The organism is Microbulbifer sp. 2205BS26-8 (assembly GCF_030731025.1).
Taxonomy (GTDB): Bacteria; Pseudomonadota; Gammaproteobacteria; order Pseudomonadales; family Cellvibrionaceae; genus Microbulbifer; species Microbulbifer spongiae.
On sequence record NZ_JAVAMR010000015.1, the window covers coordinates 13,336 to 34,444 of the forward strand.

Annotated in this window: 15 protein-coding genes; 6 read left to right on the plus strand and 9 right to left on the minus strand. The window is 46.5% G+C overall.

All coding sequences use genetic code 11. From position 1 onward, the window contains the following. Positions 1–26: 26 nt before the first annotated feature. Positions 27–1,397, plus strand: coding sequence for an amidohydrolase family protein (locus Q5Y71_RS07310; RefSeq protein ID WP_306041220.1), 1,371 nt, complete (start codon positions 27–29; stop codon positions 1,395–1,397). 278 nt (positions 1,398–1,675) lie between these two features. On the opposite strand, the gene Q5Y71_RS07315 is transcribed toward Q5Y71_RS07310, so the two are convergent. The 4 genes from Q5Y71_RS07315 to Q5Y71_RS07330 all read right to left on the minus strand — a co-directional run bounded on the left by Q5Y71_RS07315 (position 1,676) and on the right by Q5Y71_RS07330 (position 6,974). Next, positions 1,676–2,572, minus strand: a complete 897-nt coding sequence (locus Q5Y71_RS07315) for an enoyl-CoA hydratase/isomerase family protein (protein WP_306041223.1) — start codon at positions 2,570–2,572, stop codon at positions 1,676–1,678. A gap of 38 nt (positions 2,573–2,610) precedes the next feature. Continuing rightward, positions 2,611–3,591, minus strand: a complete 981-nt coding sequence (locus Q5Y71_RS07320; RefSeq protein WP_306041225.1) for a Rieske 2Fe-2S domain-containing protein — start codon at positions 3,589–3,591, stop codon at positions 2,611–2,613. Positions 3,592–3,670: 79 nt separating this feature from the next. Further along, complete coding sequence (locus Q5Y71_RS07325) at positions 3,671–4,285, minus strand: TetR/AcrR family transcriptional regulator (protein WP_306041226.1); 615 nt, start codon at positions 4,283–4,285, stop codon at positions 3,671–3,673. 466 nt (positions 4,286–4,751) lie between these two features. Next, complete coding sequence (locus tag Q5Y71_RS07330; protein WP_306041228.1) at positions 4,752–6,974, minus strand: TonB-dependent receptor; 2,223 nt, start codon at positions 6,972–6,974, stop codon at positions 4,752–4,754. 744 nt (positions 6,975–7,718) lie between these two features. On the opposite strand from Q5Y71_RS07330, the gene Q5Y71_RS07335 reads away from it, so the two are divergent. From Q5Y71_RS07335 to Q5Y71_RS07355, 5 genes are all read left to right on the plus strand, one after another. After that, on the plus strand, positions 7,719–8,036 hold the full coding sequence (locus Q5Y71_RS07335; RefSeq protein ID WP_306041229.1) for a 2Fe-2S iron-sulfur cluster-binding protein: 318 nt from the start codon (positions 7,719–7,721) through the stop codon (positions 8,034–8,036). Positions 8,037–8,278: 242 nt separating this feature from the next. Beyond that, positions 8,279–9,772 (plus strand): class I adenylate-forming enzyme family protein, encoded by a 1,494-nt coding sequence (locus Q5Y71_RS07340; RefSeq protein WP_306041231.1) that lies wholly within the window; start codon positions 8,279–8,281, stop codon positions 9,770–9,772. A 38-nt stretch (positions 9,773–9,810) separates the two neighbouring features. Continuing rightward, positions 9,811–11,529 (plus strand): FAD-binding protein, encoded by a 1,719-nt coding sequence (locus Q5Y71_RS07345; protein ID WP_306041233.1) that lies wholly within the window; start codon positions 9,811–9,813, stop codon positions 11,527–11,529. 16 nt (positions 11,530–11,545) lie between these two features. After that, positions 11,546–13,030, plus strand: coding sequence for an FAD-dependent oxidoreductase (locus Q5Y71_RS07350; protein WP_306041235.1), 1,485 nt, complete (start codon positions 11,546–11,548; stop codon positions 13,028–13,030). 801 nt (positions 13,031–13,831) lie between these two features. Then, positions 13,832–15,874, plus strand: coding sequence for a DUF3604 domain-containing protein (locus Q5Y71_RS07355; RefSeq protein ID WP_306041237.1), 2,043 nt, complete (start codon positions 13,832–13,834; stop codon positions 15,872–15,874). 602 nt (positions 15,875–16,476) lie between these two features. Here Q5Y71_RS07355 and Q5Y71_RS07360 read toward each other — a convergent pair. From Q5Y71_RS07360 to Q5Y71_RS07380, 5 genes are read right to left on the minus strand one after another with little or no spacing between them, the layout of a single operon-like run. Continuing rightward, complete coding sequence (locus tag Q5Y71_RS07360) at positions 16,477–16,950, minus strand: SRPBCC family protein (RefSeq protein ID WP_306041239.1); 474 nt, start codon at positions 16,948–16,950, stop codon at positions 16,477–16,479. 32 nt (positions 16,951–16,982) lie between these two features. Continuing rightward, positions 16,983–18,188 (minus strand): acetyl-CoA C-acyltransferase, encoded by a 1,206-nt coding sequence (locus Q5Y71_RS07365; protein ID WP_306041241.1) that lies wholly within the window; start codon positions 18,186–18,188, stop codon positions 16,983–16,985. A gap of 40 nt (positions 18,189–18,228) precedes the next feature. Then, complete coding sequence (locus Q5Y71_RS07370; RefSeq protein WP_306041243.1) at positions 18,229–18,681, minus strand: MaoC family dehydratase; 453 nt, start codon at positions 18,679–18,681, stop codon at positions 18,229–18,231. A 26-nt stretch (positions 18,682–18,707) separates the two neighbouring features. Beyond that, positions 18,708–19,499: an SDR family oxidoreductase gene (locus tag Q5Y71_RS07375; protein WP_306041245.1), complete on the minus strand. Its 792-nt coding sequence runs from the start codon at positions 19,497–19,499 to the stop codon at positions 18,708–18,710. Positions 19,500–19,514: 15 nt separating this feature from the next. Next, positions 19,515–20,711, minus strand: a complete 1,197-nt coding sequence (locus Q5Y71_RS07380) for an acyl-CoA dehydrogenase family protein (protein WP_306041247.1) — start codon at positions 20,709–20,711, stop codon at positions 19,515–19,517. Between the last annotated feature and the right edge of the window lie 398 nt (positions 20,712–21,109).

Consider the following 21,109-nt stretch of genomic DNA (forward strand, 5'->3'; position numbering starts at 1 on the left):
ATCAGGCTCGCTGTGCGGTCCATATTGTGGATAACAAACTTTCGGCTATTACCCCGCCCTTCCCTGAAGTTTGGGGGATCAAAACAATCGACGCCAGGGGAGCAACTTTAATACCTGGTCTACATGATCATCATATCCACCTAAGCGCTTACGCAAGTTCCCTGGGCTCACTGCAATGCGGTGCGCCAGTCTTAGAAACCAGGCGACAACTTATTGACCATCTCGCTCACTATGGAAAGCAACATCCTGGCGAGTGGCTGAGAGGCTATGCCTATCACCCCTATCTTATCGGCGATATTGATCGCGACTGGCTGGATCAACATATTCCTGATAACCCGGTAAGAATACAGCACCGCAGTGGTCGTTTGTGGATACTCAATAGTTTGGCGTTGCGCCAACTCGGACTGATAGAGCAAGCGAAAGCGGCTTTGCCGCCGACCATACCAAAGGGTGCCGAGATCATTCAAGGCCGTTATACAGGCCGGTTATATGAAGAAGATGCGTGGCTGAGCACACAACTTGGTCAAAAAATGCCGGGTCTTAGGAGTGCCAGCGATACCCTTGCCAGCTTCGGTGTAACGGGAATTACGGATTGCAGTCCTAGAAACTCAACAAAAGAATTTGACTACTTTCAGCATGCACAGGATACCGGTATGTTGCGTCAATCAGTGCGCATGATGGGGTGCAGTCATTTAAATCAGGCCGTCGATAACCCACGTTTGCAAACAGCCGAATTAAAGATACATCTGCTGGAAAGCAGGCTGCCGGATTTTGATGACATTTGCCAACAGGTCCGGATCTGCAGGCAGCAAAACCGCAGGATTGCAATCCACTGTGTTTCACGAACTGAGTTGGTGTTTGCACTTGCTATATTGGGCGAATGCGGTGTATTGACAGGAGACCGCTTGGAGCATGCGGGGGTTGCTCCCCCTGAACTTATGCATCGGATCACTGCGTTGAACTTAGCTGTCGTCACACAACCTCACTTTCTCTGGGAGCAAGGAGACCGCTATCTTGCAGAGGTTGAGCGTAAAGATCGACCCTGGCTGTATCTTGGACAGAGTTTTTTAAGGGCAGGTGTACCGCTGGCAGCAGGTTCCGATGCACCCTTTGGCAGTGCCGACCCCTGGGTCTCAATGAATTCAGCAGTGCGACGGCAAAGCCGTAGCGGGCTTGTAATGGGCTCACAAGATCGATTAACACCTGAACAGGCGCTTGATCTGTTTATCAGTTGTGCGCAATTTCCCGGGCGACGTTACCGGCAAATAGAGATAGGGGAGCAGGCTGATTTGTGTTTACTCGATGCGCCCTGGCAGATTGTACGTAACGATCTAAATAGTAGACACTGTCGCCTGACTGTTAGTAACGGCCAGATCATTTATCAAAAAGACAGATAAGCATGTGCATCAAGCTCATCAGCAGAAAAGCATCAATTCCTACAGGTATTCTGTCGAAGTTTCTTGTCGGGTTTCACAGTCTACCTTATAGAATGCTTGTGTATTATTTTCCCCGGATGGTTTTGCAGAGATCTTGGTTTGTTCAGATTTCACCCATGCTGGCAAGGTATTGAAAATCTCTTTCGTCCAGATACTAATTCATAGGCCTCAAACTCTATATCGAAGTCAATTCCAGCAGATCAATACAACAGATTCAGCTTGCATTACACTGACTGTATTCAATCAACAATCGCGTCAATCAAGCCCCATTCAAGCGCTGTTTTTGCATTTATCTTTTTACCTGAAAGCACTAATAAAGCCGTACGGTGACGACCTATTCTGCGCGCAATGCTAATACAACCACCAGCGCCTGGCATTAAGCCAAAGCAATATTCCGGCAGTTGAAAAAAAGTTTTTCGGTTTGCCGTTAAATAAAACGAAAATGCGGGCAATTCAATCCCTGAACCAATGCATGCGCCATGCAGGTGGCAGTGAATTCGAGGGCTATGCCGAGCAAACAGATACGCCGGGTTGGTTTTGCAACGAATGCTATGGGCTGCTGCCGGATCGGGCGCCAAGCCAAATTCTTTTAACTCACCACCGATACTGAAACATTTGCCGAGTGCAGAAATTTTCAATTGAGTAATCGACGTATCCACTTCTAACAAGGTTAGCACCTCTAACAAGGCATTGCGCATTTCAATCGTCAGCGCGTTATGGAATTCGGGACGGTTGATTCGGGCGTAAACGATATCCTCCCTGCGTTCCAGCAAAATGGGTTCACCATTGGTACCGGAAATGTGTTGAGGGGGATCAGGTCTTCCAGCGAGCCATTTCTGGTAATCGCGCCCGGATTGCAATGTCGAATAGGCCAGGGACTCAATCAGTAAGCCTTGCTCAACCGATATGTTCTCCGTTACACGTAATACCTGTACCAGTTGCAGTGCAGGTATTGGGGCTTGGTTGATTCTGTCGGCTAATTTTTGTGCAGAAGGAAAGTCGGTGACGATAACATCGGTGTTTCGAAATTGCATTTGTGTGCAGTTTTGGTCCCGCTCAGAAACAGCGATAACGGGCTCTGTCTGCCGACTCAGCCAATCCTCACAGGTGGGTACCTCGTTGGCGGTAACAATCACGGCAGACTATTGCGCTTGGGATTAAATATCAGCAGCTTCTAGGCATCAACATAAAATTGTTGACTAAATTTTCTCCACAATTGAATGGGACCATCACCGTCACATAACAATGGCTCTGGCCGGTATTTCTTATTATTCCAGACAAGCATATCAACTGACTCAAAGCCCGCGGAATCTTTCCCTTCAGCTTCTCCAATAGAGTGTTGGTATAAGGTCTCGGCCACGTTACGCTCTTTTGAACCTTCAGGATAATCTTTAAAAGTAAAGTGCATTCGCGTCCGTGTCAGTTCAGGATTTACCGGCAAACCGGTAGAAAACATCAGCATGGAAACACCCTGTTGATTATGACGAAGCTCCTGAATGCCTGCGCCATGACATTTTCCAACAATGTATCCACCACCGATATCAAAGTTAAAATTGTGTCCATCTATCGATGCTTCTACCGGTGGAATGACAGGCGATCCATGCAAGAACTTTAGGTGCGCATTATCAACACTGTTCTCACCGATTTCCTGCAAGCATGTCCCTATATCCCATTGACCGTGTCTTACCGGAATATAGCCTTCAGATTCAAGTTCTGGAATAGTCGGCACTTCAAAGGTGGGTTCCTCCCCCTTTGGGTGATACCATACAAATATCAGATTATAGCGTTCCTGAGTAGGCAGGGAACGCAATATTGGCTTTTTCTTTGCAATGCCTGGCATTACCTTGCCATAGGGAATTTTTTTACACCAACCCTGGTGATCATATTCCCAATGATGAAAAGGGCAGCGTATATTGTTGCCGACCACTTTACCACCATGTCCTAAATGCGCTCCAAGGTGCGGGCAAATGGTGTCAGTTACGCCCACCGAACCATCTTCACCACGAAACATAACCCACTGCTGATCAAATGCTTCGACGTTTTGAATGTCACCCACTGCCAGGTTTTCCGATAATTCTATAACATACCACCCGTATGGAATCGGGAATGGGCAGCGCTCGAGTTCAGTAGAGGTTTGTACAATCTGGTCTTTCATAGTATTCACCTATTGTTGATTTAGTGTTGTGAAGTGCGATCAGGGATTTGGATCGCCATAAAAAACGCTATTGTCTAAACTACACGTAAAGCTCTATCGATGAGTCAATTTTTTCGAGTAATGCATCAATCAAAAAATTCCCAGTATTTTCCGCTATGATCTGGTTTGAAGAATCATTATTTGAAATTTTTCTACGCCTTTGTCTTTGAGCTTCTAATTCTAATTCTGTAACCGCTGCTCCAATGGATGCCTGGCAAACGGCCACATAAATCTGTGCGGCCATCTCTGATGACATGCCTGAGTTGAGAATTTCCTGGGTAAAATCAGATTTGAGCTTTTGACTGGTTTCAACACCAAAGCCGCCCTCCATTAACTGTCTGATCGCCTTGGGCTGCCTGATCATTGCCTGGCATAAAGACTGATAAAAATCCCGTATGTACTCTCTACGGTGACGCCCACGGCGCTTGGGTAAAGAGAGATTGGCCAATAGCTGGCCTACTACCAACTGCTGCAGTTCATCTTTATTGGCCACGTACTTATAGAGTGTCGCGATACCAACACCCAACTCGTCAGCCACCTGTTTCATAGTGATTTTATCGCCACCCAGGCACAAGGCGGCATCAATGATTTTCTGTCGGCTAATACTTCTTGGCCGACCCACCGAATTGGAGGATTGCTTCTTTTCTGTTTGCATCTTCTGATAATATCGAATGTATTTCGGAAATACAATCTAAAATAACAAACAATTATTCGAAAACCGACAAAGTCTATGTATAAAAAACTTTGATATACAGCAGTGACAATAAAGATTCTCACACATGAGTGTGAACCTCAGGTAAGAGGGATTAAATGAGATGGCGACCTAAAGCCACTATTGCGCAAAGTCAGTATTACGCTAAACCTGCTATATTGACCCGGATTCCACATAAGCTTGGATACTTGCAAAACAGGTCGTGGGTGAACCTTACATGTTGGATTGGACGCTCTTTTCGATTAGTACATAATACAAAACCTTCGAGCGGGCATCACTGCGCCCACAATGTTCCCAAAAGTTGCTCCATCACTCCGGCCACACCTATTTGTCCAATTGACTTTGCTTTCCTCCTCTTAAAAAATAAAAAATTCAGTGCGGTCTGGGCCTTCAGCCTGTCATCTACTGCCTAGAAACTGTAGCGAGTCTCTATACCATAAGTGCGTGGATCCCCGAAGTAACTGGTTGTCCAGCCAACACCGCTGCCGCTATTAGGATCAATACGCTGATCAACACCGCCAAAGGGGATGGTATTAATTCGGTAGTCCTCGTCGGTTAGATTTTGTCCCCACAGCGCAATCAATAGAGTGCCACTGTTCCCCAGCTTTATCTCGTCGAATGCCAGACGGGCATTGAGCAGTGTGCGATCATTTATTGCCGACGCTGCATTCTGGTCTGGGTCAATGTAGGGTACATAGTCATCGCGGTAGCTGTATTCTATGTGTAAATCCCACAGGCCGAAGGTCTTCTGGTCAATGCGCCAGTCCATACCAAGCGTCAGAGAATTTTTTGGGGAATAGGGTGTACCCGCATCTTCTTTATTGAAGTAAGTAAAGTTGTTAGGAAACTTCTTGTACTGTGCATTGAGGTACCCGTAAGACGCAGTCAATTGTAGGCCTTCATTGACCAGTGCGATCGCTTCGATCTCCACGCCCTTTGTTTCGTACTTTGGTACGTTGAATATGACAGACGCAGCGAATTCACCTTCAAAAACCGATAGTTGAAAATTGTCAAACTCGTTGTAGAACACAGCGCCGTTCAGTCGCAAACGTCCGTTCAGAAGCATCGATTTCAGGCCTGTCTCGTAGGAGGTCACTTGTTCATCCTTGTAGCCTTGGTAGAATTCCGCTGGTAATGCGGCTTCGCCATTGAAGCCACCCGACTTCCAGCCCTTGGCATGGCGCAGGTAGACGTTGATGTCATCAGTGAAGGACCAGTTTAGTGCGATCGACGGGGAGGTGTTGTCGAAGGTGTCACTTGCCTGTGCGGTGAATATACTGGGGTGGATAATGTACTGATCCTTCTTCTCTTCTGTCCAGCGCAGGCCGGCAGTCACTGTCAGACGATCGTCGAAGATCGCAGGGCGCCAATCCAGTTGCCCATAGAGCGCAACAGAGTTTGTGTCCAGTCCGTAGCGGTTGTGAGAAGTCGGGTTACCAAACGCACCGAAGAAGGTGATAGGGTTTAAAACATCTGCATTTTCTTCAAAATAGTAAGCGCCAACCACGTAATCCAGTTGATCCAGGTTGCCTGACAATTGCAGCTCCTGAGAGAACGCATCGTAGTTGACGTACCGGCTTGAGTGAAAGATATCAATGGCAGTGCCATCGATATCAATTGTGTCGTTCCAGTCCAGCTCTCGGTAGGCTGTGATAGAACGCAGAGTGGTGTTATCCCCCTGCCACTGTATATCAAGGGCATGGCCTGTTGATTCCGATGCTTCCTCTATTGCCCAGTCATTACTCCCTTTGTCTGCACGCTCATCGTCCCTGGTGAGGTAAGGCTCCTGTATGCCAGAGTAAAGGTAGGAGTTGCTGCTGGTCTGAGTCAGTTGACCAAAGCGGGGTTTATTGTCCTGATCACTGTAGTCAAAGGTGTAGCTGACACTCAGGTTTTCGCTGGTATCCCACTGCAACGCCAACCGTGCGGCCTGCTCGTCCAGGTTGTGAAATTCATGGCTTGATGGTGGTGCCGTCAGGGGGTTGTCAAATTCGTCTGGCCGGTTGTCAGAGAAGCCGTCACGTTCCGCCTTAAAGAGTGTCAGGCTGCTTTTCAAGCCCTTCCAATTCGGTGGGTTTATCGTGGTGCGTCCAGACCAATAGCCCGCGCTACCCAATTCGGCGATGAGGGAGCCACTAAATTCATCACCCGGTTTACGGGTGATAAGATTCACTGCACCCCCCACTGTATTTTTACCGTATAAGGTGCCCTGGGGGCCGCGTAGTACTTCAACTCGTTCCAGTTCGGCGATGTCAAAGACGGCACCCAGATTTTTACCCATGAAGACACCATCGAGATAAATCCCTACTGAGTTTTCCCAGGTAATTGCCGGGCTGATTTGTGAGGCGCCGCGAATAGCGATAGTAGCAGCGGTGGTGTTTGCAGGAGAGTCGACAATCTCCACGTTGGGCGCACTCAGGCTGATGTCTGTGATGTTGGTAATGCGCCGGTGTTGAATTGCTGTTTTGTCGAATGTGGATATGGCAATTGGCACCTCCTGTACAGACTGTTTGCGTTTCTGAGCGGTTACTACCACTTCTTCCAGGATGAGATTCTCTTGTGCAGCTGCCGATAGTGCGATAATGGCAAGCACAACACTTGAAAGTAGCCTCAGGATGATCTGACTTGGCATAGAATTCTCCGAATTGTCTTAATTTGATAACTGGCTCAGGGCCTGATCTCTCACCGTTACTCAGCTTGTCTGTTTCCTATAGGGGCCTTCTAAAAGTGCCTACTGGTAAACAGATCGCCTTTCTGGGCAGGAATTTAACTTTGAACGGTTAGGTGCAACTGTTATGGAAAAATAGGATTGTGTTCATCGCAGTATCAACCAGATAGTCGTTGCTTTATTGTATTAATTTAAGAGAGGTGCCTGTCAGATACCCTGTTGTGTGTTTGTGGTTTTGGCTTTAATACCACCTTTTTCATCGCCGTGCGATTAGACGCTTGGCCACGGCCACCTAAATCTGTTCAGACACCTCCGAAGTCTACCTGTGTCGAGAGTTTCGTCGATAAAAAACAGGTTTGGGCCTGTATCTGACCTCAGCACCAGGGCCACGTTCTTCCACTGGCTGATTGGCTTGCACCGCCAGAGCACGGCCTGATGTAAAGACTGGTAAAATTCCCGTCGGTGATCTTTCCAGTTACACCCAGTGCGTTTGGGTAACTCACTCTTGACTTATAGCTGGTCCAACACCAGTGCCGCAGGCCTCTGGCGGATAATGCCTCTTTTCTGATTAACCGAATCGGAAGTTTGACTCTTTGGGGTTTGCATGTTTTGATAATAACGAATACATTTCCGAAATACAATCTCAAATAACAAACAACAATTTGAATATTGACAAAGTCAATGCATAAAGCAACTTGGACATAGCCAATGGAAATTCAGGTTAAAACTCGTGAAGGGGAATCACAGTCAATCGAGGTCGAATCAGGTAGCAATCTAATGCAGGTATTGAGCGAAGACTTTGATGTGGCCGGAACCTGCGGCGGATCAGCATCGTGCGGTACCTGTCACATTTATCTGAATGCGACCTGGACACAAATTCTTGGTGAGCAAACTGAGGACGAATCCTACATGCTGGAGGCACTAGCCGATATGGTAGAAGTGCGGCCAGGCTCTCGTCTTGCCTGCCAGATTACACTATGTGAAGAACATTGCGGCCTGCAACTTGAGCTTGCACCGGAGGTATAACACGGTTTCGTCACTGACTGGTCACAGGGTATACACATTTTCCTGTAGCATTGGGCCAGGAGTTCCGGAGACGGGGCAATTTTTATAGCGCTTTATAAATCACAAGCTGAGTAATTTTTGAATAATGGTAGATATTTCAAAATGCTGGCTGACTTAAAAAACATTCATACGGTTGTCTAGGCTTGACCCTGACCTGGTCAACACGTTAGCCCGCACCCTTTCCCGTAACTGAAGGTCTCTTCATGAATATATCCATATTATTGCAGATGCCTGCCCAAACATTTCCAAACCGCACTGCATTAACATACAGGGGTGGGCATTACACTTACAAACAGATTTACGCTGCCGCACAGCGGGCAGCCCAGTTATTCCAATGTTCAGGATTCAATTTTATTGCCTATTTGGACGCCAACAGTCCAGCGGTACCAATTTCAATTTTTGCTGCTGCCATTGCCGGTATTCCCTACGTGCCTCTGAACTATCGCTTGAGTAAATCCGAACTGGAATCGTTGCTGTCTCGATTAAACAAGGCCTATGTGATCAGCAATCAGATGCCAGAAATCGCTTTGCCTGACTGTACATATCAATTAACGGAGACGTTTTGTCAAACCATGCTGGCAGCAGGTGAACCGGACGAAGAACTTGACCCTGTAACTGATGCAGAAGAGTCTATCGCTATCCAATTATTTACCAGCGGAACGACAGGTACCCCTAAAGCTGCCTTGCTTCAGCATAAACATTTGATGTCGTATATTTTAAATACTGTTGCATTTGCAGCAGCAGCTGAAGCAGAAGCAACGCTGGTTAGCGTGCCGCCTTATCATATTGCAGGTATTTCAGCAATGCTGAGTAGTTTCTATTCCGGCAGACGCATCGTTCATATGAAAAATTTTGATGCCAGTGAATGGCTCTTCTTGTGTGAACGGGAAAAAGTGACCCAAGCTTTTGTGGTACCTACCATGTTGTCGAAAATTATGGCGGAGCATAAACAACAAGGACAAACCCTAGACAGTCTGCAAGCCATTGCTTATGGCGGGGGAAAAATGCCTCTTAGCACTATCGAGGAGGCCCTACAGCATTTTCCTGGAGTGGATTTTGCCAATGCCTACGGGCTTACCGAATCCAGTTCTACAGTATGTGTGTTGGACCCTGAACAACATCGCGAGGCGTTTAAAAGTATAATGCCAGCACTACGCAATCGATTACAATCCGTCGGCAAACCGGTACCGGGCATCGAACTACAAATTCGCGATGATAAAAATCAGCCATTGGCCGCAGGACAAACCGGTGAAGTATTTTTACGCGGTGATCAGATTTCCGGTAAATATCGTGAAAAAGAATCACTGCAATCTGATGGTTGGTTTCCCACTCGTGATCACGGTTATATCGATGATAGCGGTTTCCTCTATCTAATGGGTCGAGCTGACGACATAATTGTCAGGGGCGGTGAGAATATCTCGCCGGGTGACATCGAGTTTGTTATTAGAGAAAGTCCGGCTGTTGCGGATGTAGCAGTCGTCGGCATTGCCGACGAACACTGGGGCGAAGCCATTGCTGCCGCCATTGTGCTCACTGAGGACCATTCGATTAGTGACGATGAAATTGCGGTGATGATAACGACAAGATTGCGCTCATCCAGAGTGCCGAGCAAAATTATTCGTGTAGAGCACCTGCCCTATAACGAGATGGGGAAAATACTTCGTCGAAAGGTCAAGCGATTACTTGAAGAGCACTAAACCAAATATTCCTTATAACACCAGGCAGGTAGAGTTCCATGACAGAACAACAAAATAATCAGTGGGATGAATCGGTCGATGTTTTAGTTGTGGGGACTGGTAACGGTGGTTTAACTTCCGCTTTATGCAATAAGCTTATGGGTGCTGGCGATGTTCTGATTATTGAAAAGAGCATGAAAATTGGTGGCACAAGTGCCACCTCAGGGGGCGGCATCTGGATTCCCTGTAGCCATTATGCCAAACAAGCTGGTGCTGAAGACACGCTTTCGGAGGCACAGGAGTATCTCGACCAAACCCTGGCTGGTGAAGATGTGCCGTCGAAACTGGTGCGTTCTTATCTGGAAAACGGCCCCAGAATGCTCAAATTTCTGCACGATAAAACACTGGTTCGCTATGAGTCACTTGCACAATACCCTGATTATTATTCAACTTTACCAGGTGCAAAACAGGGGCACCGATCACTGGAACCGGCCCCGATTAATGCCTCTGAATTGGGGGAGGACTATCGCAAGCTGACGTATACACACCATATGATGCGCCTGTTTGGTGTTATTCATTTCACTCAGGCTGAGGCACATTTACTGATGCTCAAATTGCCAGGATACCATAAAGTGCTGCGACGCATGATCTGGGACTATATCTCAGACATTCCCTGGCGCTTGAAAAGCAGAATATCGCGCCGGCTTTGTTGTGGTAGTGCGGGCATTGCTCGCTTGTACTTATCAATCAAACAAGTTGGTATACCAATCTGGTTCAGTTCCCCAATGTCACGCCTGGTTGAGCAAGGTGGACGTATAGTCGGTATTGAAGTCAATCGCGATGGGAGGTTGACCAGAATTCAGACGCGTAAAGCCGTGGTACTGGCAGCCGGGGGTTTTGAAAAAAACCAGAAGATGCGCGATCAGTACCTGCCAAAACCGACTAACACTGAATGGAGTGCTGGCACTACAGGCAGCACCGGGGATGCCATTACTGCGGGCATTAACCTGGGCGCTGTTACCCGTTTAATGGGTAATGCATGGTGGTGCACCACACTCTGTGTGCCGGATGAGCCCGCACCTCGACTGAGCATTATGGAAAAATCATTTCCCGGCTCCTGCGTGGTAAACAAAGCCGGACACCGCTTTGCCAATGAATCTCAAAACTACATGGCCTTTCAAAAAGCGCAATTTAAAGCGCATTCTGATGATACCCCCTGCGCACCGGCCTTTCATATCTTTGATACACGTTTTCGCAGAAACTATATGGCAGGGCCATTGATGACAAAATCTAGCAAGCCGGATTGGAGTATTCCCAGAAAATGGTATGACATGGGGTTTGTTGGCAAGGCCAGCACTATTGCTGAGCTGGCAGTACAGATGGACATTGACCCTAAAGGACTTTCGACAACTATTGAAAAAATGAATCGCTATGCAGTTACGGGTATTGATGAAGACTTCCACCGGGGTGAAGCTGATTACGACCGCTATTATGCTGACCCGAAAATAAAGCCAAACCCATGTCTGGCATCTATTGATGAAGCACCATTTTATGCTATGCGTATTGAAGCAGGTGATTTTGGTACCGCCGGTGGTTTGAGTACCAATGCAGACGCGCAGGTACTAAGGGAAGATGGCTCGACTATTGACGGTTTATATGCTATTGGCAACTGCGCAGCAGCAATACTGCCGACCTATCCCGGACCGGGATCTACATTAGGGCCAGCAATGACAATGGGTTATCAGGCCGCGAAAAAAATAACTGGCTATACAGAATAAAGCCGGAGTGACTGTCATGAATGAATGTAAAACAACACCAACCAAAAGCATAAGATTCAGTGAAACAAAGAAGTGGCACTACAAAACGGATGTTTCGGTAATAGGTTACGGTGGGGCTGGCGCATGTGCGGCTATCGAAGCTGCAGATGCGGGAGCATTGGTAACGATCTTTGAATTATCCTCAGGTGCTGGTGGTTCCACTGCCCTGTCTTCAGCAGAAATTTATATGGGCGGAGATGGCGGTACTCGGGTACAGGCTGCCACTGGCCACAACGATACCAATCAGGCCATGATCGATTATCTCAGTGCATGCGCGGGACCACAGGCCGATGCAGATAAAATCAAAGCCTATGTTGAGGGCAGCAGAGACCACTTTAACTGGCTGGTTGAACAGGGTGTGCCATTCAAAGATTCAGAATATAAGGAACGTGCCATCATGGCACTAACCGACGATTGTTTACTTTATACCGGTAGCGAAAAAGCCTGGCCTTTCAAAGAAATCGCTACACCTTGTCCGCGTGGACATAACCTTGAGGTTGAGGGTGACAATGGTGGTCCGCTGTTTATGAAAATTCTGGGCGCCGCGGTAGAACGGCGAGAGATACAAGTTCATTTCAATTGCCGTGCCCTGGCGTTGATTCAGGACGATACCGGGGTGATTCGTGGTATTCGTATTCGTGAAGACATGCAAGAGAAAAATGTATTGGTTGATCGTGGCGTTATACTTTGCACTGGCGGATTTGCAATGAATCGTGCCATGCTAAAAAAATATGCGCCCAACCTGCTGCGCTGTAGCGAACCCATTGGCAATCCTGGCGATATGGGCACGGGTATTCTAATGGGTATGGGCGTCGGTGGTGCCGCTATCAATATGCATGAAGGTTTTGTCAGTGTTCCCTACTATCCACCGGCCAGTTTCACCTACGGTTTGTTTATAAACGCACAGGGACAACGCTTTATCAATGAAGATTGCTATCATGGCCGCGTGGGTGCTTATATTTTACAACAAACCGGTAATCGCGTGTATCTGGTTTTAAGTGCCGAGGATTACGGCGATTACGAGCAGGTTTCCTATCTCGGTGCTTCCGTTGCAGGTACCGGTGAAACCATTGCAGAGCTTGAGCAAGAGCTGGATCTTCCAAAAGACCAACTTGTACAAACGCTGCAAACTTATAATAATCACGCAAAAAATGGTGAAGATCCAGTGTTTCATAAATGCTCCGAGTGGCTTAAACCGCTAAACGCACCCTATGTTGCTTTGGATGTTACGCCTGGAAGAGGCGCTTTTTACCCCTATTTTACTCTGGGGGGGCTGGACACCAGACCTTCCGGTGAAGTCTTAAACCCAGAAGGCAGTATTATTACTGGTTTGTATGCGGCCGGGCGCACTGCCTGCGGTGTACCGCGCCGAGGCGCAGGCTACAACTCAGGCATTTCAGTAGGGGATGCCACCTTTTCTGGTCGAATGGCTGGAAAAGCGGCAGCCGCAAGAGTCAAATAAATATCGCTTTGTTACTTCGAGCTGCTACCTGTTACGAGTTAGTATGAACTAATACAGACCGGGTTAGTATACAACTATCTTTCAGAGCAAGAACGGTGCTTATGCCCGATATCCTATGGCGTCGTTAACGGCAATGCCTGTTCAGATGTGGTGATACCCTGAAATTCCTGTGAGATATTCGTATGTAGAAGACACTAACAATGTGATGATATAAGCTGACCCTGCTTGACAGAACACTATGTTACCAAAAATCCATGGTCTGGGTAGAAGATTATGCAGGGTTTTGTAGCAGTAGATTCTCAGTAGCTCCGCAGTCTAAGGATATCCTTACATCGAGGATGTATGTCAATGAAAATAGGGATTTTTAGCTATATTTAAGTTTGGCTTCTGAAAAATATTGTCACAGCAATCAGTTAATCACTGAACTTTATTTTTCGTTAGTAAACATCATGCCGGATTTAAAATGCATCATATTGTTTTTGTTAAAAAAAATAATAGATTCTTGCTGCCACACATGCGATTCCATAAAAAGTTAGTAGGCCTGCTGGGTTTGCATACTCGCTAAGTAAATATTACAACTATTATGTCGCCTTTGGGCGTACCTTGCGAAATGAGGATAAATAATATCGGTACTGAAAAATAGCCAAATACAATTAGTGTGAAAATACAGGGCATCAGCCCGCAACTTTTCCCTGTCGTAATGATTTTTCTGTATAGCCTTAAAGGAGAATAAGAAGGAGCATTATTGAAAATATAAATGCTAAGTATGCACTATACAAATATCAAAAATGAGAATAAAGTATGAATAAGCGATGGTTTAAATATGCAGTATATTGTTTTATATTTCTCGTTGCAGTGTATTTTTTACTATCGCGAACAACGCGTTATCACATTGATCACAGTGAGGTCATTGTATCTCCTGTATTAACTAAATCTCAAGCTGAATATTATGCATTCGGTTACCAGCCCGATCTGAAATATTCAGAAACACGCAGACCCTGTCGTGTTCGGTATCCACTGAAAAAGGCTTTTTTTGGCGACCTGCATGTGCATACCGCTATTTCTGCAGATGCCTATCCAGATGGGACACGTACCTTCCCTGATGATGCCTACAGATATGCCAAGGGCGCGCCTATTGCATTACCTGTACCAGAGGGGATTCCCCCCCTGTCCGTTCAATTGGAACGGCCCCTTGATTTTGTTGCGGTAACAGACCATTCTGAAGCTATGGGTGAAGGCTATATTTGCCGTAACGAAGGTAAGTTTCCCGGTTACTCATCCAAGGCCTGCGAAACCTTTCGGCAAGGGGGACAGCCAGGTGTACGTGTATTCATGACAGAAACAGCCCGCATGCGCCCAAAAAGAAACAGGTCGGTGTGCGGTAAAAATAATGAAGACTGTGAAAAGGCGTCCAGAATTGTTTGGCGTGAAATGATTGAATCCGCTGAAGCGGCATACGATAAAACTGAAACCTGCAGCTTTAGTACCTTTGTTGGCTATGAGTATACTCGCTCCACCAACAATAATCATCTACATAGAAATACCATATTTAAGAATGCATCCGTGCCGGATTTACCTGCCACTTTCATTGACTACCCAAGCTTGCAGAGCCTTCTCGGCAAGCTCGAAACTTCCTGTCGGAAAGACATTGAAGCTTGTGATGTCATTTCAATACCCCACAATTCCAATCTTTCCGGGGGCAATGCTTTTAATCCGGAAGCTTTGCGGGGGTATTCAAAGGAAGCACAACAGGCCCACCGAAAGCAAAGAAATGCCTTTGATCGATTGGCTGAAATTACCCAACATAAAGGGACTTCAGAATGTCAGAACGGATTTGCTGATATTTTGAGTGATGAAGACGAATATTGTAATTATGAAGCAATTCGGAAAATTGGTAAACCCGATAAGGCGATAGACCTTTCAACATACATTCCACGTATGTATGATGTTATCACCAAAGAGTGTGAAGCGAATGATATGGATCCGAAGGACAATTTCTATAAAGGCTACTGTATTTCTTCCAATGATTTTTTACGTGGTGCGTTGTTAGAGGGGCTTTCCGAGGAAGACCATCACCATGTAAATCCCTTTGAATTCGGTATCATCGGTAGTAGCGACACTCATCTCGGTACCCCAGGCCAAACCGATGAAGCAAGCTGGTCAGGACATATTGCCGATGAAACCACACTGGAGGGCCGTTTGGGGGAAGCTGAATTGGGTCGTAATAATAAACTCATGGCAAATCCAGGAGGCCTTGCTGGCGTTTGGGCCGTTGAAAATTCCCGCGATGCGTTATTTCAATCTATGAAGCGTCGCGAAGCTTTTGGTACATCGGGCACACGTATTACCCCGCGCTTTTTTGTCGGTCACTACCCCGCAGATCTTTGCAAGCGAAAAAACTGGCTCTATCTAGCTTATCAAAATGGCACACCTATGGGCTCAAAACTGTCTTCCCAAACAGAGAATTTTCAGCTATTGGCCCAAGCAACGCGGGATCCACATCCCTCTGCTAAGGGGTTGGAAAAACTACAGATTGTCAAAGGCTGGCTGGATCACAGCGGCCACAAGCACATAAAAGTTACGGATATTGCCAAGATGGAACCAGCCAATTTGACAGGCGATGATATGTTGTGTGCTGTTTATGCTGATCCAGAGTACGATCCTTCCTTAAATACCTATTACTACTTGCGTGTAGCTGAGACAGAATCAAACAGATGGAGTTCAGCTCAATGCGAGGCCTTGCCTGTAGTTGACCGACCTGAAGGCTGTATAAACAATAGTTTGAAAAAAATACGTGAGCTGGCATGGACATCGCCGATATGGTTAATAGCGGCAGAGCCATAAAGTTATTGAATTCACTTCCTTAGGTAATAGAATATGCCAGCGGATTATTATGAAAATACTCTGTGAAATTGTCTCATTCAAAATACAATGTTAACATATCAATTGATATCCACTATTTTTTAGTGTCTGTTTTCATTGGTGCTATTTATAGACCCCTATACTCACAGGTGGAAATAGTTGTAAACTCCACCTGGAAATCAGTGACCTTAAGCAGGGCTTTTAATAGGTCGCGGTATCAATCAGTTGAAACGCTATCAGCAAGCAGATATTCAAACGAATATTGGTCAGTTATGTTAACTTCTGGATCGTGCATATGGATCAGATCAACATGCTCTGTTATCTGCTGGTTTGAGGGGAAATGCAGTGAGCCGAACCGAAATGCCAAACCTGACAGACAAACCAATGAGGATCAACATGACTTTGTTGGTAAAAAATCTATTGATTGTATATGGGATCACGTTGATTCTCCTTGGATCAGTAATTCATTGATTTCTATTTGATTCTCACGATAGCATCAAAACTTCAAAATCGTTATGCTTGGTTCCTTATTTTTTACTTTTAAAAAGAATAAATAACACGGTCTCAAGTAATAAATTACTATATTAAGACTTTTTTTGTGATTTTCCTGTTTCGTAATATTCTTTTTGGGCAGTAATGATATTCTCCTGCATTTGTCGCATTGATCTCATGATGAAGCCGGACAAAAGATGACCAAGCTTACCCCATTTCATTTCAAAGTTCATACAATTTGTGAGCCTGGTTTGATATTTTGAGAGGGGCTCCAATGCATATTGAAAACTGGCTTTTTTAAATAGAGGTGGTATACCATCACCGTCGTCACTGTGTAATTTCAGTGTAAAACCCCGACCCTCATTCCAGGCTGTCACTGTTTCTATCAAAGGCGCTCGACTACTGAATATACGACGACTGGTACCAATGCCCTCCTTTTGAGTACTGATAATCACAGCACCCGTAACACCGGGTACATAAAAATGTGGTTTACTCAGATCACGCATTTTCTCCCAGGCTTTCTCAGTGCTCACATTGGCAACACAGCTTACAGAAATCGTTTTCATCAAGTCGTTCCTGTTTATCTGTAAGGTTATATTTAGTGGGCCACTTCAAATAATCCTGCTGCGCCCATGCCGCCACCAACACACATGGTGCATACTATATATTTGGCGCCCCGACGTTTTCCTTCGATCAGCGCATGTCCCACCATTCTTGAGCCGGACATGCCAAACGGGTGTCCTATGGAAATAGCACCGCCATTGACATTCAGTTTTTCGTTGTCGATACCGAGATGATCGCGGCAATATAAGACCTGACAGGCAAAGGCTTCGTTGATCTCCCAGAGATCAATATCATTCATCGCCAAACCCTGTTGCTTTAACAGCCTTGGAACGGCATATACGGGACCGATTCCCATTTCTTCTGGTGCGCAGCCTGATACTGCAATCCCCCGATAAATACCTAACACCGGTAAATTATGCTGCAGTACGTATTGCTCACTGGCAACAACGCAGGCTGAAGCTCCATCTGATAGCTGTGAGGCATTGCCGGCAGTAATACACTTACCCTGTTCGATAAGTGATCCACCCGTGTACACCGGCTCAAGTGTGCTCAGCGATTCCAATGTTGTTTTTGGGCGATTGCCTTCATCGTGACTCAACTCGATCTGCTCGAAGGTCTCTTCACGCGTTTCATTGTTGATGATTTTTTTACTTGTGGTGAAAGAGATCAATTCATTATCAAACAGCCCTTTCTCTTGAGCTGCTGCCGTGCGCTGCTGACTTTGCAATGCATAGCTATCCTGTGTGTTGCGACTAATGCCATAGCGCTCGGCAACCAGTTCCGCGGTTTCTATCATCGGCATATACATATGAGTCGATTTTTCAAGCACCGCTTTTGACATTGTCCTGTGGCTGTTTTTATATTTATTCTGGATCAGAGAAACGGATTCCAAACCACCTGCAACTGTGACGCTCATCTCTCCTACTAAAATGCTTTTTGCCGCCAGGCCAATAGCGATCATACCAGAAGAACACATCCGATCAATTTGCATTCCGCTTACCGAATCCGGCAAACCAGCCGCTATCGCACTGAGCCGACCAATGTTATAACTCTGCGTTCCCTGAGGTGTAGCCGCCCCCATAATCACATCATCAATATGTGCCGGGTCTATTCCTGCTCGTTTAACCGCTTCGTGAATAACTACGCCGCCAAGTACTGGTGCTTCAGTATTGTTGTAGGCGCCGCGATAGGCTTTACCAATAGGCGTTCGAGCTGTTGAAACTATCAGTGCATCACTCATACTTTTCCAAAATCCTTTTCCATACTTCGTTTATAACCTGCTAGTCGTAAAAGCGTGAGATGGTGTCAACTACACAGGCTGGACGTTCTTCGTCTTCGATTTCAACAACGATTCGCACAACTACTTGCACACTACCCGGCTTTGCTTCCCCCGAAATTAATTCACCAACACCGCGAATTCGTTGCGCGACTTTTACGGAATTAGGGAATCGAATTTTGTCGCAGCCATAATTCAGTCCCAAGCTGTAAGTTTTAACCAGTAACAGCTCAGGCAAGAATTTATTGGCCAGGGACAGAATAAGATAGCCATGTGCTATGCAGTCGCCAAATGGACCTTTGGCCGCACGTTCCGGGTCAACATGAATCCATTGGTGGTCTTCGCTTGCCTGAGCAAATTGATTGATTCTTTCCTGGCTGATAGCCATCCACTCGGTAGCACCAAGAGATCGTCCGACCTGCTGCAATAAGTCTCGAGGCTGTTCCACGCGTATCATGTTGCCCCCCTTTTTTTTGAATTGATCTAAGCTCTCTGACTTGAAACCGACACAATTTCGCCAGTCATATAAGAGCTGTAATCAGAAGCCAAAAACATCATTACATTGGCAACCTCCCATACTTCAGCTGCACGGCCAAAGGCTTCCTTACGTACAAGCTCTTCAAGTAATTCCACTGGTGTGGTTTTCTTCAAAAATTCATGCAAAGCAATGCTCGGTGAAACCGCATTGATACGCACCTGGTAGTCGGCTGCTTCCATCGCCGCACAGCGGGTTAGAGCCATCACTCCGGCCTTGGCGGCGGCATAGTGGGTTTGTTCCCGCTGTGCGCGCCAACCCAGTACGGATGCATTATTGATAATCACACCGCGCTTGCGTGCCTGCATCAGTGGTAATATTGCACGCATCATACGCATGGTGCCGGTCAGAGTGATATCCAATACTCTGGACCACTGTTTATCGGGCATTGCAACCAGTTTACATGTGCCGCCCAAACCGGCATTATTGATTAATACATCAACGCCACTATGTTGCTCTTCAGCAATTTTGATTAACAACTGTACATCGTCTTCACTGGTGACATCACAAAGTTGCCCGAATACCGGCGTATCCGGGTGGCTATTGCTCAATTGTTCCACTGCTTTGTATAAGCGACCCTCGTGCACATCACTGATTGTTAAACCTCTGCAATTTTCTTCAACAGCCCGTGTGGCTGCTGCAAATCCAATACCCGCACCAGCAGCGGCGGTTATCAACACTGACTTACCTGTCAGTAAGTGATGGCCCTGTACATAAGCAGGTGAATCTTTTACTGACATGGCTTCCTCTTCGATTTAGACCGCCGGTCTTGGTTCTTTGGGTAAACCCAGTGCGCGTTCAGCAATGATATTACGTTGAATCTGATTGGTTCCGCCATAAATCGTGTCCGAACGGGTAAACAGGAACAGCGTTTGCAAGCGGCTTAGGCCATAGCTTCCGCGCTCAACAACATTGGCATCAGGCCCCAGTACATCCACAGCCAAGTTGCCCAAGTTGCGATGCCAGGTTGACCAATAGAGTTTATAAGTCATCGATGCGCAATCCAGGCCTGCTCTAGTCGGTTCTGAAGACAAAGTACGCATCGCGTTATAGCGCATAATCTTCAAGCCCATATGTGCATCGGCAATACGCTGTCGGATGCTTGGGTCTTTACTGGCGCCATTGTGTCTGGCAAGGCGAACAATTGCCTGCAACTCGTTTTGGAACAACATTTGCTGGCCCAGTGTTGAGATACCGCGTTCAAAACCCAGTAATCCCATCGCGACCCTCCAGCCATCGCCTGGTTGTCCCACAATACAGTCAGTGGCGACCAGTGCGTTCTCAAAGAATACCTCGTTGAACTCTGAAGTGCCGGTAAGTTGTTGGATTGGCCTGACATCAATACCCGCTTGATCCATCTCGACCAGAAAAAACCCCAAGCCGTTATGACCTTTACTCCCCGGCTCTGTACGGGCAATAACAAAGCACCAGTCAGACACCTGCGCGAGGGATGTCCAGATTTTTTGACCATTCAAACGCCACACCTGTGCGATGGGATCGAACTCAGCCCGAGTACTGATATTGGACAGGTCGGAGCCTGCACCTGGCTCGGAATATCCTTGGCACCAAAACTCTTCGCCGCCAAGAATTTTTGGTAAAAACCGTTGCTGCTGCTGCTTGGAACCAAATGCCATCAATGTCGGAGCCACTAGGCCTTCACCAATATGTCCGGCACGTCCGGGACCACCCGCACGTGCATATTCCTCGTAAAAGATAACCTGTTGCTCGAGTGAGCAGCCGCGTCCACCAAATTCTCTTGGCCAGCCAATCCCTGTCCATCCGCCTTCTGCGAGCTTTTTCTCCCAGGTCACACGCTCAAGGAAAAGCATGTGCTCGTCTCCGGGTCCGCCGCGAAACCGAATCGATTCGAATTCGCCACTTAAATTATCCGCTAACCAGTCTGCTATTTCATGACGAAACACTTCATCCTCTGCGGTAAACCCAAGTTTCATGTGAAATCTCCTAAGGAGTGTCCCTTGAATAATCTCCCAGTTTCCTTGTATCAGACAAGTATGGTGTACAGCGTCATTTTGGAAATAAAGTATCAATCTAAAGAATGCAATCTACTCTTCAAATCAGCCGCATAATTCTTCCATCCAGTTTTTTAATCTTACTGAGTATTTTGTTGGTAGTTTATTGTCTCAATACAGTCCTTTACTGCAACTTGCATCGTCTGTGACTGAGCTGTACAGCGATTTTAAAATGATATGCTTACTCGCCAATGTATCAAGAGCGGTCAGTGTACAGGAGTCAGACGACGAGACATATTACCCAGTTACAAATCAATCCGTATAAATCCACCAGTTGTTTGACTGCGAATGATTGCAGGGAATTTATCGGATAACTGCGA

Coding starts and splice junctions, on each gene's coding strand:
- Q5Y71_RS07325 (WP_306041226.1), bottom strand. CDS start 4,285: ATGCAAACAGAAAAGAAGCAATCCTCCAATTCGGTGGGTCGGCCAAGA.
- Q5Y71_RS07375 (WP_306041245.1), bottom strand. CDS start 19,499: ATGTCAGTAAAAGATTCACCTGCTTATGTACAGGGCCATCACTTACTG.
- Q5Y71_RS07355 (WP_306041237.1), top strand. CDS start 13,832: ATGAATAAGCGATGGTTTAAATATGCAGTATATTGTTTTATATTTCTC.
- Q5Y71_RS07330 (WP_306041228.1), bottom strand. CDS start 6,974: ATGCCAAGTCAGATCATCCTGAGGCTACTTTCAAGTGTTGTGCTTGCC.
- Q5Y71_RS07370 (WP_306041243.1), bottom strand. CDS start 18,681: ATGATACGCGTGGAACAGCCTCGAGACTTATTGCAGCAGGTCGGACGA.
- Q5Y71_RS07340 (WP_306041231.1), top strand. CDS start 8,279: ATGAATATATCCATATTATTGCAGATGCCTGCCCAAACATTTCCAAAC.
- Q5Y71_RS07350 (WP_306041235.1), top strand. CDS start 11,546: ATGAATGAATGTAAAACAACACCAACCAAAAGCATAAGATTCAGTGAA.
- Q5Y71_RS07320 (WP_306041225.1), bottom strand. CDS start 3,591: ATGAAAGACCAGATTGTACAAACCTCTACTGAACTCGAGCGCTGCCCA.
- Q5Y71_RS07365 (WP_306041241.1), bottom strand. CDS start 18,188: ATGAGTGATGCACTGATAGTTTCAACAGCTCGAACGCCTATTGGTAAA.
- Q5Y71_RS07335 (WP_306041229.1), top strand. CDS start 7,719: ATGGAAATTCAGGTTAAAACTCGTGAAGGGGAATCACAGTCAATCGAG.
- Q5Y71_RS07345 (WP_306041233.1), top strand. CDS start 9,811: ATGACAGAACAACAAAATAATCAGTGGGATGAATCGGTCGATGTTTTA.
- Q5Y71_RS07380 (WP_306041247.1), bottom strand. CDS start 20,711: ATGAAACTTGGGTTTACCGCAGAGGATGAAGTGTTTCGTCATGAAATA.
- Q5Y71_RS07360 (WP_306041239.1), bottom strand. CDS start 16,950: ATGAAAACGATTTCTGTAAGCTGTGTTGCCAATGTGAGCACTGAGAAA.